13 protein-coding genes and 1 pseudogene are annotated in these 12,474 nt (G+C 62.3%); 4 read left to right on the forward strand and 10 right to left on the reverse strand.

All coding sequences use genetic code 11. The features are described 5' to 3' along the window. Nucleotides 1-126: pseudogene (locus AC3WQS_RS19155) on the forward strand (aspartate aminotransferase family protein); the annotation flags it as partial. Nucleotides 127-128: 2 nt separating this feature from the next. Here AC3WQS_RS19155 and AC3WQS_RS19160 read toward each other — a convergent pair. Beyond that, the gene (locus tag AC3WQS_RS19160) at nt 129-395 is read right to left on the reverse strand and encodes a hypothetical protein (protein WP_007732799.1); all 267 of its coding nucleotides are present in this window, start codon (nt 393-395) and stop codon (nt 129-131) included. A 17-nt stretch (nt 396-412) separates the two neighbouring features. Between AC3WQS_RS19160 and AC3WQS_RS19165 the strand changes: the two genes are divergently transcribed. Then, entirely contained in the window at nt 413-1,111 is a 699-nt protein-coding gene (locus AC3WQS_RS19165; protein WP_492712297.1) for a hypothetical protein, read from the forward strand. Here AC3WQS_RS19165 and AC3WQS_RS19170 read toward each other — a convergent pair. From AC3WQS_RS19170 to AC3WQS_RS19180, 3 genes are all read right to left on the reverse strand, one after another. Then, entirely contained in the window at nt 1,097-1,777 is a 681-nt protein-coding gene (locus AC3WQS_RS19170) for a PhzF family phenazine biosynthesis protein (protein ID WP_400820764.1), read from the reverse strand. The genes AC3WQS_RS19165 and AC3WQS_RS19170 overlap by 15 nt on opposite strands. A gap of 80 nt (nt 1,778-1,857) precedes the next feature. Further along, complete coding sequence (gene ahpD, locus AC3WQS_RS19175; RefSeq protein WP_003942122.1) at nt 1,858-2,397, reverse strand: alkylhydroperoxidase, AhpD family; 540 nt, start codon at nt 2,395-2,397, stop codon at nt 1,858-1,860. A 2-nt stretch (nt 2,398-2,399) separates the two neighbouring features. Further along, nucleotides 2,400-2,987 carry a peroxiredoxin gene (locus AC3WQS_RS19180; RefSeq protein ID WP_003942119.1) on the reverse strand — a complete coding sequence of 196 codons (588 nt, stop codon included), beginning with the start codon at nt 2,985-2,987 and terminating at the stop codon, nt 2,400-2,402. Nucleotides 2,988-3,216: 229 nt separating this feature from the next. On the opposite strand from AC3WQS_RS19180, the gene AC3WQS_RS19185 reads away from it, so the two are divergent. Continuing rightward, the gene (locus AC3WQS_RS19185) at nt 3,217-4,137 is read left to right on the forward strand and encodes a hydrogen peroxide-inducible genes activator (protein WP_024487432.1); all 921 of its coding nucleotides are present in this window, start codon (nt 3,217-3,219) and stop codon (nt 4,135-4,137) included. Nucleotides 4,138-4,165: 28 nt separating this feature from the next. Here AC3WQS_RS19185 and AC3WQS_RS19190 read toward each other — a convergent pair whose 3' ends face one another. The 5 genes from AC3WQS_RS19190 to AC3WQS_RS19210 form a co-directional block, all read right to left on the reverse strand. After that, nucleotides 4,166-5,566, reverse strand: a complete 1,401-nt coding sequence (locus AC3WQS_RS19190; RefSeq protein ID WP_492712299.1) for an FAD-binding oxidoreductase — start codon at nt 5,564-5,566, stop codon at nt 4,166-4,168. Nucleotides 5,567-5,643: 77 nt separating this feature from the next. Next, nucleotides 5,644-6,288 carry a hypothetical protein gene (locus tag AC3WQS_RS19195; protein ID WP_019748224.1) on the reverse strand — a complete coding sequence of 215 codons (645 nt, stop codon included), beginning with the start codon at nt 6,286-6,288 and terminating at the stop codon, nt 5,644-5,646. Nucleotides 6,289-6,451: 163 nt separating this feature from the next. Then, nucleotides 6,452-8,158, reverse strand: coding sequence for a TPR repeat domain-containing protein (locus AC3WQS_RS19200; RefSeq protein ID WP_492712300.1), 1,707 nt, complete (start codon nt 8,156-8,158; stop codon nt 6,452-6,454). Continuing rightward, the gene (locus AC3WQS_RS19205; RefSeq protein WP_021334291.1) at nt 8,155-8,463 is read right to left on the reverse strand and encodes a type VII secretion target; all 309 of its coding nucleotides are present in this window, start codon (nt 8,461-8,463) and stop codon (nt 8,155-8,157) included. Before AC3WQS_RS19205 ends, AC3WQS_RS19200 begins: the two co-directional genes overlap by 4 nt. A gap of 121 nt (nt 8,464-8,584) precedes the next feature. Next, a complete protein-coding gene (locus tag AC3WQS_RS19210; RefSeq protein WP_492712301.1) occupies nt 8,585-9,433 on the reverse strand; it encodes a LysR substrate-binding domain-containing protein in 849 nt (282 codons plus the stop codon). Between the two features lie 56 nt (nt 9,434-9,489). Between AC3WQS_RS19210 and AC3WQS_RS19215 the strand changes: the two genes are divergently transcribed. Further along, entirely contained in the window at nt 9,490-9,897 is a 408-nt protein-coding gene (locus AC3WQS_RS19215) for a DUF5997 family protein (protein ID WP_019748228.1), read from the forward strand. Nucleotides 9,898-9,950: 53 nt separating this feature from the next. Here AC3WQS_RS19215 and AC3WQS_RS19220 read toward each other — a convergent pair whose 3' ends face one another. Next, the gene (locus tag AC3WQS_RS19220) at nt 9,951-12,455 is read right to left on the reverse strand and encodes a DEAD/DEAH box helicase (RefSeq protein WP_020907550.1); all 2,505 of its coding nucleotides are present in this window, start codon (nt 12,453-12,455) and stop codon (nt 9,951-9,953) included. Nucleotides 12,456-12,474: the final 19 nt, after the last annotated feature.

Genomic DNA, 12,474 nt, shown 5'->3' on the forward strand with positions numbered 1-12,474 from the left:
TTGCGTGAGCACGGTATTTCGGGTCGCGCGGCGGGTCAGGGTGCGATGCAGATTTCGCCGACGTTCGTCATGACCGACGATCAGGTCGCGGAGATGGCAGCAGGGATCCTCGCAGCTCTAGGATGAGTTCAGTTGCGGCGCCGGAAGAGTTTCTCGATTCGGCGCCGCACAGCGTTGGGTGCAGGTTCGAGTTCCAGAACCTCTTGTTCCGACTGCTTGGCGTAGGCCTGGGTGTACCGCTCGTGCAGTACCGAGCGAATTTCGTCCGGAGAGTAGGCCCGACGCTGGCGTTCGCCGCGCGCAACGAGAACCCCGGTGGCGGCAACGCCCATTGCACCGGCGAGGCCGACCAGTTTCCAAACGTGCGAGGCGCGCAGAGGAGTAGGGAGTTTCATCCCTCTACGCTAGAGGCATGGACCGACGATTGCTTTCGCAGGTGAGTCTCGAGGAGGCCGCCGCGGCGACCCGCACGGGCGACATCTGGATCTTCCGCGGAGAGTCGACGGCGGACCGGGCCATCCAGACGCTGACCAACAGCCCGGTCAACCACGTCGGAATGTCGGTCGTGATCGACGACCTTCCGCCGCTGATGTGGCATGCGGAACTCGGTCACTCGCTGCAGGACATGTGGACCGGACGCTTTCAGCGTGGTGTCCAACTGCACGATCTGCGATCGGGGGTTCAGGTCTGGGGCGCCAAGTACGGGCAGCGTGGATGGTTGCGCCAGCTCGACCACGAAGTCACCCGGGAGCAGGAAGACGCTCTGCTCAAGACGATCGCACGGCTGGACGGTACGCCGTTCCCGTCGACGGCCAAGCTTGCCTCACGCTGGTTCGGAGGCCGAATCCCGAAGCTGCGCAAGAAGTCCGACGTGTCCGCAGTGGCCGTCGAGAGCGCCTACTGCGCCGAAGTGGTTGCCAAGACCTATGAGGCGATGGGTCTGCTTGTCGGTAACCGTCGTATCAACTGGTTCGATCCGGGCAAGTTCTGGAGTGGAGATCAGTTGCCCCTCGCGCCGGGAGTTGCGCTCGGTGACGAGATCTCGGTGTCACTCAGCGCACGTGACCTCGAGGCCGGACGCAATCCTGCCGGGTACTCACAAGGTTCGTGACGGCTCGGCGACGACGCGGCCGCCGACTTCGAGCCACCCTTCCGGAGAGAAGGTGGTGTGAAGCACCGATCCGCGTCCCTGGGTGATGAGCAGTGATTTCCTCAATCGGTCCGTGATGCGCAGCGCTGCAGATCCGGTCGCCTCGTCCTCGGCGATTCCCATCACCGGTGCGAACATGCGTGCGCGGATGGTAGCTTCGAGCTTGTCCTGCCATGCCCACAGATACGAATGATCCGCCTCGTAGTCGGACGGATCTGCGTCGATGACGTCGTCGACCGTGTCCATCGGATAGATCGCGAATTCCGGTGCCCATTCGGCACGCGCGCGTACCCACGTCAAAGCGCCGGATTGGCGGACGTCGACACTGCCGGCAGGAACGTCGAGGGCGCTCACGCGACGGCCCTGTTCGCCCAGCCACCACGTGGCACCGACGGTCGGGTGTCCGGCGAAGGGGAGTTCTGCTGCCGGAGTGAAGATCTGGACCCGCGCACGCGAGGCGCCGTCATCCGGAACGTCGATGAAGATGGTCTCGCTGTAGTCGAGTTCCTTCGCGACGGCTTGTCGATCCGATTCTGCAACCGTGGACGCGTCGACGATTCCCAACGGATTCCCGTGCTTGCCGTTCTCGTCCGTGAAGACCCGGACCACACTCACTTCGATACCCATCGGTCCACCCTAGCGCGCGAAAAGCCCTCCCCACCTTCACGGTGGGGAGGGCTCGTCGAACTGCACTCAGGTCCGGGTGATCAGACCTGTGCGGCAGAGAGGATCTCGTTGGCTTCGACAGCCTGTGCGACGCCCGCGACGATGGAACCGGCGCGGATCGCTTCGAAGATGACCTCGCGGTCGACACCTTCCTGGCGGAGGGTGTTCTCGTGAGCTTCGAGGCAGTGGTTGCAGCCGTTGATCGCGGACACTGCAAGCGACCACAATTCGAAGTCGGCCTTGTCGACGCCCGGGTTGCCGATGATGTTCATCCGCAGGCCGGCACGAAGGTCGTCGTACTTACCGTCGAGGTAGCCCTTGGTGCGGTAGAAGACGTTGTTCATGCCCATGATCGACGCTGCGCCGAGAGCGGCGTTGTATGCCTCTGCCGACAGGTTGTCGGCAGCCTCGGAAGCAATCTCCTTGAGCGTGGACGCAGACTTGGTGGCTGCGGCCGTTGCGAGGAGCGTTCCCCACAACTGCTGCTCGTTCAGGACCGTCGTGCGCGCAATGGAACTCAGGTTGAGCTTGAGGTCCTTCGCGTACTCGGGAAGCGAGTTCTTGAGGTTCTCGACGCTCATACTCAGACGCTCGCAGTCAGAAGCTCGCCGGCGTTGATGGTCGGGTCGCCCTTCTTCCAGTTGCATGCGCACAGCTCGTCGCTCTGGAGAGCGTCGAGGACGCGGAGAACCTCGTCGACGTTACGGCCGACGGAACCGGCTGTGACGGAGACGAACTGGATCTCGTTGTTGGGGTCGACGATGAACGTCGCGCGGTCTGCAACGCCGTCGGCGTTGAGGACGCCGGTGGCCTCGGCAAGCTCACGCTTGAGGTCCGAGAGCATCGGGAAGGGGAGGGTCTTGAGCTCTTCGTGCTGTGCACGCCACTGGAAGTGCACGAACTCGTTGTCGACGGAAGCGCCGAGAACCTGAGCGTCACGGTCTGCGAACTCTTCGTTGAGCTTGCCGAATGCAGCAATCTCGGTGGGGCACACGAAGGTGAAGTCCTTGGGCCAGAAGAAGACGATGCGCCACTTGCCTGCGTAGTCGTCACTGGTGACGGTGGTGAAGTAGTCATCGGGCTGCTGGGCATCGACCTTGGACAGGTCGCCGCCGATGACAGCCGTGAGGTTGTAAGCGGGGAACTGGTCGCCGATTGTGAGCAGAGCCATGTGTCTCATTCTCCTACGTGTCTCGTGAACAGGAATTTCTTGCGCACACGATCCGGCTGTTCGGACTGTGACGGCCGAACGTGCTGGATCGAGAGGGTTTGTCACCGTCAGCGGGTCGGACGGTTTCGACTGGAGTGTCGAGGTTGTGACCGGCGCTTTTTGGTATGAGTCCATTCTGCATCAAACCGTTCAAAAGGTAAAGGTGATGGGTGGCACTACACTGATAGGCATGTCTGATCAGACTTATCAACCTTCCTTGTCACAGCTGCGTGCCTTTGTGTCGGTGGCCGAGTACCGGCACTTCGGTACTGCCGCAGCACGTTCCGGTGTGAGCCAACCCACACTGTCGCAGGCGCTGGCGGCTCTCGAGGCGGGGCTAGGGGTCAAACTGATCGAACGTAGTACGCGGCGCGTGCTCGTGACCGCGGACGGACAGCGCTTGCTCGGTCAGGCGAAGCAAATCCTCGAGGCTGCCGACGGTTTCGTCGCGAGCGCGGCCGGCTCCGGCGACTCTCTGACCGGACCGCTACGCATCGGGTTGATCCCGACCGTTGCGCCGTACATTCTTCCGGGGTTGTTGCCGGAGCTGCGCGAGAAGCTGCCGTCGTTGGCGCCGCAAATAGTCGAGGATCAAACGGCGCGCTTGCTTGATGCCCTGCGATCGGGAGCGCTCGACGTCGCGGTGTTGGCGCTTCCTGCCGGAACACCTGGCCTGGTGGAAGTTCCTGTGTACGAAGAGGATTTTGTGATGGTCGTGCCGAACGATCATTCCTTGGCCGGACGTGTCGATCTCACGGCGGACGTGCTCGACGCGCTGCCGTTGCTCTTGCTCGACGACGGCCACTGCCTGCGTGACCAGACGTTGGATCTGTGCCGTTCGGTAGACGCCCATCCGCTTGCCGGTGACACGCGGGCTACCTCTCTCGCGACAGTCGTGCAATGTGTGGCCGGGGGACTCGGGGTGACTTTGGTCCCGGAATCGGCTGTTGCCGTGGAGGTTCGACGCGGGGACTTGTCGACGGCGCATTTCGCCGCGCCGGCTCCAGGTCGCACGATCGGCGTCGTGTTCCGCTCGTCGAGTGGCCGAGCAGAAGGATTCCGTCAGCTGGCCGAGCTGGTCCGTTCGGTCAGCCCGACAGTTCCTCGATGACGTAACTCGTTCGACGTCGACGTGAAAGCTAGTCGAGAGAGCCTTCTTTCACGGCAATGACGGCTCCGGGATTGAGAATTCCCAGCGGGTCGAGCGCATCCTTGACCTTGCGATTGAGGGCCATGACGTCTTCACCCAACTGTGACGGCAGCCAGTCGCGCTTGAGTCGACCGACCCCGTGTTCGCCGGTGATCGTGCCGCCGAGCGCGATGGCGAGATCCATCACCCGTCCGAATGCGATCTGTGCGCGTTCGGACATGTCCGGGTCTGCGGGGTCGAAGACGATGAGCGGGTGTGTGTTTCCGTCTCCGGCGTGCGCCACCGTGCAGATCAGGACGTCGAGGTCGTCGGCGATGGCTTCGACCCCGGTTACCAGCTGGGGGAGTGCGCGCATGGGAACGCCCACGTCTTCGAGAAGCAGACTTCCCATCGCGAGCACTGCCGGGAACACTGCCCGCCGTGCCGCCGCAAAAGCGTCACCTTCGGCCTGGTCATCGGTGGCGAATACTTCGGTGGCTCCGTTGTTTTCGCACGCCTGAACAATCGTCTCGATTTCCAGCACGCCTGCCGCGCCGGGTGCGTCGGACTGCGCGAGCAGCAGTGCGTGAGCCTTGCGGTTCAGACCCATGCGTACCGCATCCTCGACGGCATTGATGCTGGCATGATCCATGAACTCGAGCATCGCCGGACGCATGTTGCTGGTGATCGCCAAGACCGCGTCCGCAGCTTCTTGTACCGAGTCGAACGACGCGACGACGGTTGATGCGGGCGGCTGCGCGGGAATCAAACGCAACGTGATTTCGGTGATGATGCCGAGAGTTCCCTCACTGCCCACGAACAGTTTGGTGAGGGAGAGTCCGGCGACGTCCTTGAGAAGGGGACCTCCGAGGCTGACCGCTGTCCCGTCTGCCAGCACGACCCGGAGTCCGAGAACGTAGTCGGTGGTAACTCCGTACTTGACGCAGCAGAGTCCGCCGGCGTTGGTGGCTGCATTGCCGCCGATGGAACAGATCTCGAAGGACGACGGGTCAGGTGGGTACCAGAGTCCGTGCTCTGCGGCGGCTTTCTTGACCTCCGCATTCATCAAGCCGGGCTGCGTAACCGCCACACGGGCGACCGGGTCGATCGTGATCTGTCGCATTCGCTCGGTGCTGACCACTATGCAACCGTCGACGGCGCTGGATCCACCGGAAAGGCCCGAGCCGGCACCTCTGGGAACCACCGGCACGCGGTTGGCGGTTGCCCATCGCATGACTGCTTGGATGTCTTCGGTGCACGTTGCGCGAACCACGGCAGCGGGGTGGCCTGCGGTCGGGTCGGCGGCCCAGTCCTGGCGGTAGCCCGCGGTCACATCCGGATCCAGCAGGACGGCTCCCTCGGGGAGTGCCGCTACAAGTTCGTCCAAGGCGTACGAATTTTCGACCGTCATCACTCCATCATGCGTCCGGCAGCGCCGCTGAGGTCCTGACTTGGTCAGATTTGGGCGCGGCACCGTTGCCCTGGCCCCTACCGGGCCGCATCTTCTGGCCAGCCGGGGTAGTTGGGGAGGACGAGGGGTGGGGCGAAGTCGGTGCTCATCCGGAGTCGATTCCCGTCGTGACGCGATTTGAACCAGTCAGAGCAAGTCTCCTGTTGCACACGGTCGCTGGTGGAGCTGGTGAATTTGTCGACGATCCAGCCGCCGAAGACGTCCCCTTCCGGTGCATTGCGGGGCCCTTCGAATCGAGGGTAGGGGGTAGCCGTAGAAGCGGTGTTGTGCATCCAGATCTCGTAACTACTGCTCGGGAGTCGCGACGAATCCGGTTTGCGGCCGTCGTAATCGGTATCGTAGGCGTCGGAGCAGGCGTAAGCGACGACGGTCGAATCGCCAGGGTATCCGGCGGGAATTGTTTGAATACTCAAGATCCGGTTGATGCTGGTACCTCGGTAGACGCGTGGTGGTGTGTCTGCGGGTTCTCCGTAGCGGCGATCGCTCGAGACCGTTCCACGAGTGTTCGCAGTGATTCTCGAGAACCCGTGGTAGGCGTCGCTGCGATCGCCACTACTGTCAACGATGTAGTCGGATTCTATGAATGCTCGGATTATGGTGGCCTCTTCGCTGAAGAGGTCGATGCCGGGGTCTGCGAGCCATTGGTTGTGATAGTCGGTCATGTAGCTCGGTAGTACATAGACGTTTGGCGCGGCGGGCGTGGTTGTGGCGCTGACGTTTTCGGTTGAGTTGGGTGCCGCGCAACCCGCGATACATGATCCCATGCTGAATGCCAGTGCAAGAGCGGTTGCGGCGCGGTGGTTTCGCCTTGTAAACGCAGGAAATCTATCCGACATCGTCGAGTCCGTCTCTCATGTTGGTCATGAACGTATCGCGATTGAATCCCCGAAACGTCAAATAGTCCTGCAGCGTGCTGTCGAATTTGCCGTTTAGACCCAGGGTCTCCAGATCGACTGGTCTGAGGGATTCGCTCGGATCGCCATTGACTCGAAAACCGTTCAGTTGCTCGAAGTCTTCTCTTCCGTAGGCGTTGTCGAGTGCCTGAACCAATCGGTAATCGAGAAGGGTCGTCGAAGCCGAACTCTGGTCTGTGAAGTTGAGTTGTGCCGGAGGAACTTCGACCGGGGAGCCCAGGACGTGATCTTTGAGTTCGACTCCCAGCATGCTGACTGCAACGCTGGTCGGTGGTCCGAAGCCTGGGATCATGGCGGCACCGCCGGAAATCAGCCAACCGAGTTCGTCGTATGTTTTCCCACGTCTGCTGATGATGTCCTGTTGCGCCGCCGCAGCGTCACCGGTTCGGTTGAGGGCTTCTTCCTCCAGAGCACCGTCCATCAGTGCCTGGACGCGTCCCGCATATATTGCATATTGCGAAGAACCCGCGGCGATGTCTCCGCTCATGCTGGTTTCGACGAAGGTCCCTTGGAGTTGGCCCGCGGCTCCGAGCATGTTCGCATTGAAACTTGCGGCTGCGTGGGGGTCGCTGTCGATGATCGCGATCACCGATTTTGCATTGGCGAATCTGTCGTCGTAGGCATCGAGATTTTCGAAACCGAGGGTACCGGTTTGATCGGGTTCCAATCCGACGAGATTGCCGATGTACGGGGTCACCGCGGAACCAATGGATTGCGTCAACGCGGGATTCACTTCTCCGACGGATCTGTTGTCCAGGCCGGCGATGTCGAGGTAGGCACCTTTGTTGTCGGCGAGATTGTGGGCGAGTGCAAGGGCAGAGGTGCCGGCCCGTTCGGCAACAGCTGGGTTGGAGTTGGTGGCGTCGGGTCCGATCCAATCGGTGAGGCCGCTGACGGCTCGTCCGTCATCGTTCCATTCGCGGGTGAACAGATTCACCACGTCGTCCTGATGAGCAGAGGTGGTGAGGAAGTCGGCGTTCGAAGGTATGTCCCGAGTGGCAACGTCGAGGGCTTTGGTGAGGCTGGAGTCGAGCTCATCGTTGCTGACGGGCTGGCCGTCGTCGTCGAAGACCAATCGCATCGGGGCGCTCGATGAAGTTTGCGATTGGAGAGGGGCGAGATCTGCGCTGTGATCGAGCAGTGCAGAACTCAGAGCGCTGCCGGATTGTGTCGCCGGGTCTGCATTTCGAAGTATGTCCGCGAGGGCATTCGAATCGTCGAAATGGTTGACGTTCACGGTGGTGGAGTACCCGCCGGGTTGGAGTTGCGAGCTGTACGCGGGGTCGCTGAAGATTTTGCGGACGTCTGGCGGAAGGTTGTCGAGGCTGCCCACGTTGCCGTTGCCGTTGCCGTCGGTGACGTTGGGATTGGAGACGGTGAACATGCCCGAGGCGAGGGCGCTGGGGATTCGCGCGTCGGCGGGGACATGCTGCTGCGTTGCCGAATCCCACGCTGCGGTCGCCGCGCTGCCGCTCCAATCGCTGGTTGCGGTGTCCATGATGCGGTGCGCGATGTCGACGTTGCTGTCGAATACGTCATGTCCGCGGCCCAGGGAGCCGGCATAGTTGTCGAGGGCGTCCAGATTCCAGGATCGGATCTGCGAGATCGACAGTGTCATCGCACGTCTCCCGAATCCTCGATCCGTGCGCCGTTGGCGATGTCGACCCGGGCGAACACTCGTGCGGAGTTTTCCAGTTTCGTGCGGGTAGCAGTGATCCCCGCACCGATCGCGCGGCCGAGTTCGTCGACGGTGACGACGTTGTCGGCTATGGCTGCAGCGAACGCCGACCCGGCGGCTCCGGCCGATGCGGCGGTAGCGGCCTCCGAAGCCGAGAATCCACCGAGTTCCTCGGCAGATGCCGTCAGCCCCTCCGCAGCACTTGCCAATTCGGCTGGATCAGCTGAAAAAGTATCCACACCCATGAACGAATCCCCCCCGAATTCATCTGCGAGATCACAGTGAATCGAGGATAGAGCATGCCAGATGACCCGACCTCGAGGGGTGCGTCATCGTCCTCGCGGTCGAGGGGGTTGTGTGAAAGCCCTAGCGGCCCTTCTGCTTTCCGGAGAACCGGCCACCCGAACTCTTGGTCCCACCGGACTTGCCGCTGCCTGATTTGCCGCCCGCCTTGGCCTTACCGGAACCGGCGTTGCGTCCGGATATGTTCTTTGCGGTGCCGGCGCCCTTAGCTTTCTGCCCGTTCTTGGCAGCTTCTGCGCGACGCTCGCGGGCCGCGATCTTGGCCTTGACGGAGCCCTTGATCTTCTCCGCCGGCTCACCGTTTCGGCCGCGGGAACTCTGCGCCGTTCGGCCCCGCACGATGCCGATAAGTTCCTCGACCAGATCTGTGGTCTTGGACTCCAGCCATGCCAAAGCCACAGGAGCCTCGGGCGCACCGTCCACCGGACGGAAGGTCAGGTCCTTGCGATGGTGGAACCGCGCCAGCGAATGGGGAACCACGACAACTCCGACGCCGGCGGCCACCAACTCGATGGCGTCGGCGATGGTCGCGGGTCGCTCGGCGGCGGTCTTTCCGGGACGGGTCGGCCAGTCGAGTCTGTCGTCGAGCGGATCGAGCACTATCTCGTCGGCCAGATCGTCGACGGAAATCTGATCGACAGTAGTGAACACGTGATCTTTCGGCACCACCACCACCGGGGTTTCCGCATACAGCGAGATGGCGCTGATGCCGGTCCGGTCGATCGGCAGGCGAACCAAACCTGCATCTGCTTCACCTGCGCGAAGTGCAGCTTCGAGTTCGAGAACCGGGAACTGAACAAGTTCCAGACGCACCTCGGGGAGCCGCTCGTGCCACACCCGGACCCACTTGGTGGGCGTCACCCCCGGGGCGTACGCGAGTCGAAAAATTGCCTGACTATCCGCGTCTGTCACCAGGCAAGGCTACCGCCTTGGTAAAAGCACCCGTATCGGCTGGTTACTCTTGTTGCATGACGTCGAACAAAACTCCCCAGACGATGAAGCCGACGACGGCTGCCAAGAAGCTGGGTGTGTACCTGGAAGCAACACCTGCGCAGTTCCAGGAAGGCGACGTGACTCGTGACGAGCTGACCGCTCTGCAGACCGATCCGCCGGAGTGGCTGCTGGAGCTGCGACGCACCGGACCGCACCCTCGCCCGGTCATCGCCGCCAAGCTGGGTGTATCGATCGCCGGCCTGGCCCGCGGCGGCGTCGAAGAAGCACTCACCACGGATCAGATCGCCGCACTCCTCGAAGAGAAGCCTGATTGGCTCGAAAAGGAACGCGCTGTTCAGGCCGACGTGCGGGCCGAAAACGTTCGCATCAAGGAAAAGCGCGCTGCGCGTCGTAACCAGCCGCGGAAGGCTCGAAGGGGCTGACGCCCCCTGTGCGCCTTTCCGGTAGCGATGACTACCGGAAAGGCGCACAGGCGCTAGCCTTCTACGACGCTCAGCTCGTCGAACACGATTTCACCCGCGGCATCCGATTCCGGGATGTCGACGACGGCAAGCAGCGCCCATCCGTGATCGCCCTCCGGATCCTCGAGCACCTGCCGCACCCGCCAGAACTCTCCGTCCTCAGTGACCTGGAAGAGCGCCGGACCGCGCGCCGACGGCCCGGTTCCGATGGTTGCGTACTCCTCGAAGTACGGCAGTAGTTGCTCTTCCCACTCGGCGGCCTCGATACCGTCCTCGAGGTTTTCCAGCTCGTTCCACTGTCGACGCGACGCGAGATCGATGCGTCGGAACATCGCATTGCGCACCATGACGCGGAATGCGCGCGGGTTCGCCGAGATGGGACGGGGAATGTCGGCGCCGAACGCAACCTCTTCCGTGTCTGCCTCGGCTCCGGGGTCGGTGAGTGACTCCCACTCGTCGAGCAGGCTCGAGTCGACCTGACGGATCAGCTCGCCCAACCACTCGATGATGTCTTCGAGTTCCTCGGTGCGCGCTTCGGTCGGGACGGTTTGCCTCAGCGCGCGGTAGGCGTCGGCGAGGTAGCGCAGGACGAGGCCCTCGGACCGGGTAAGTCCGTAATGGCTGATCAATTCGGCAAACGTCATGGCGCGTTCGATCATGTCGCGCACCACGGACTTGGGGGAGAGGGCGAACTCGGTGATCCACGGGTGGCCGCCCCGGTACATTTCGAAAGCCGGGAACAGCAAGTCCGACAACGGTTTCGGCCAGGTGACCTCTTCGAGAAGCTCCATGCGCTCCTCGTACTCGATGCCGTCCGCCTTCATCTGCGCCACCGCTTCGCCGCGTGCGAAGTGCTGCTGCGCCATCAGAACCTGACGCGGATCGTCGAGCGTCGACTCGATGATCGAGACGACATCGAGTGCGTAACTGTCGGATTCGACGTCGAGAAGTTCGAATGCCGCCAAGGCGAACGGTGAGAGTGGCTGGTTCAAGGCGAAGTCGCGTTGCAGGTCCATGGTCAACCGAGCCATGCGGCCGTACTCGTCGGGTTCGTCGAGGCGTTCCACGATCCCGGCGCTGAGCAATCCGCGATACAGCGAGATCGCTTTGAGGATGTGCTTGCGTTGCGCCGGACGCGATTCGTGGTTGTCCTCCAACAGATGCCGCATCGCGTCGAAGCAGTTGCCCGGGCGGGCAATGACATTGAGCAGCATCGAGTTGCTGACCGAGAATCGCGACACCAACGGTTCGGGCGATGCCGCGACCAAGCGGTCGAACGTCGCTTCGCTCCAGGACACAAACCCCTCGGGAGCCTTCTTGCGTTGAATCTTCTTGATCTTCTTCGGATCGTCGCCGGCCTTGGCGACTGCCCGCAGATTCTCCACTTCGTGTTCCGGTGCCTGGACGACAACGGTGCCCATCGTGTCGTAGCCTGCACGACCCGCGCGGCCGGCGATCTGATGGAACTCGCGGGCCTTCAGATGCCGTGTGCGGACGCCGTCGTACTTGGCGAGACCGGTCAGCAGCACTGTGCGGATCGGGACGTTGATTCCGACGCCCAGAGTGTCGGTACCGCAGATCACCTTGAGAAGCCCGTCCTGCGCGAGAACTTCGATGAGCCGTCGGTACTTGGGCAACATGCCCGCATGGTGAACGCCGATGCCGTGCCGGACCAGGCGCGAGAGTGTCTTTCCGAACCCCGTGGTGAAGCGGAAACCGCCCAGCGCTTCGGCGATCGCTTCCTTCTCGGCTTTGGAACAGAAGTTGACGCTCGTCAGTGCCTGGGCGCGCTCGAGCGCGGCCGCCTGCGTGAAATGCACGATGTAGACGGGGGACTGGTTGGTGGTCACCAGATCTTCGATGGTTTCGCCGACCGGCGTGGTCGCGTACGAGAACATCAAAGGCACAGGGCGTTCCGTGCCGGAGACGACGGTGGTCGGCTTCCCGGTGCGACGCGTCAGATCCTCGGAGAAGAAGTCGACCTCACCGAGAGTTGCCGACATCAAGAGGAACTGCGCGTGCGGCAACTCGATGAGCGGAACCTGCCACGCCCAGCCTCGATCGGGTTCGGAGTAGAAATGGAACTCGTCCATCACGACTTGGCCGATATCGGAGTTCGGGCCCTCTCGCAGTGCGAGATTCGCGACGATCTCTGCCGTCGCACAAATGATCGGCGCCGACGAGTTCACGGCGGCGTCGCCGGTCATCATGCCGACGTTCTCGGCACCGAAGACCTCACACAGCGCAAAGAACTTCTCACTCACCAAGGCCTTGATCGGCGCTGTGTAATAGGTGCGCTTGCCGAGCGACATCGCATAGAAATGCGCGCCGATCGCTACCATCGATTTACCGGACCCGGTCGGCGTCGCAAGGATCACGTTTGCACCCGAGACCAACTCCATGACGGCCTCTTCCTGGGCAGGATAGAGCGTCAAACCTCGTTCGAGGGTCCACGAAGAGAAGGCGTCGAAAACGGAATCAGGATCCGCGTTGTCGGGGAGAAGTTCCGTCAGCAGCACTCGTACAGGCTAGCCGCAA

The organism is Rhodococcus sp. FW305-130 (genome assembly GCF_058788335.1).

Excerpts from the sequence above, each read along its gene's own strand:
- AC3WQS_RS19165 (WP_492712297.1), top strand. The coding sequence starts at position 413 with ATGGACCGACGATTGCTTTCGCAGGTGAGTCTCGAGGAGGCCGCCGCG.
- AC3WQS_RS19160 (WP_007732799.1), bottom strand. The coding sequence starts at position 395 with ATGAAACTCCCTACTCCTCTGCGCGCCTCGCACGTTTGGAAACTGGTC.
- AC3WQS_RS19170 (WP_400820764.1), bottom strand. The coding sequence starts at position 1,777 with ATGGGTATCGAAGTGAGTGTGGTCCGGGTCTTCACGGACGAGAACGGC.
- AC3WQS_RS19205 (WP_021334291.1), bottom strand. The coding sequence starts at position 8,463 with ATGGGTGTGGATACTTTTTCAGCTGATCCAGCCGAATTGGCAAGTGCT.
- AC3WQS_RS19195 (WP_019748224.1), bottom strand. The coding sequence starts at position 6,288 with ATGACCGACTATCACAACCAATGGCTCGCAGACCCCGGCATCGACCTC.
- AC3WQS_RS19215 (WP_019748228.1), top strand. The coding sequence starts at position 9,490 with ATGACGTCGAACAAAACTCCCCAGACGATGAAGCCGACGACGGCTGCC.
- AC3WQS_RS19180 (WP_003942119.1), bottom strand. The coding sequence starts at position 2,987 with ATGGCTCTGCTCACAATCGGCGACCAGTTCCCCGCTTACAACCTCACG.
- ahpD (WP_003942122.1), bottom strand. The coding sequence starts at position 2,397 with ATGAGCGTCGAGAACCTCAAGAACTCGCTTCCCGAGTACGCGAAGGAC.
- AC3WQS_RS19185 (WP_024487432.1), top strand. The coding sequence starts at position 3,217 with ATGTCTGATCAGACTTATCAACCTTCCTTGTCACAGCTGCGTGCCTTT.
- AC3WQS_RS19190 (WP_492712299.1), bottom strand. The coding sequence starts at position 5,566 with ATGACGGTCGAAAATTCGTACGCCTTGGACGAACTTGTAGCGGCACTC.
- AC3WQS_RS19200 (WP_492712300.1), bottom strand. The coding sequence starts at position 8,158 with ATGACACTGTCGATCTCGCAGATCCGATCCTGGAATCTGGACGCCCTC.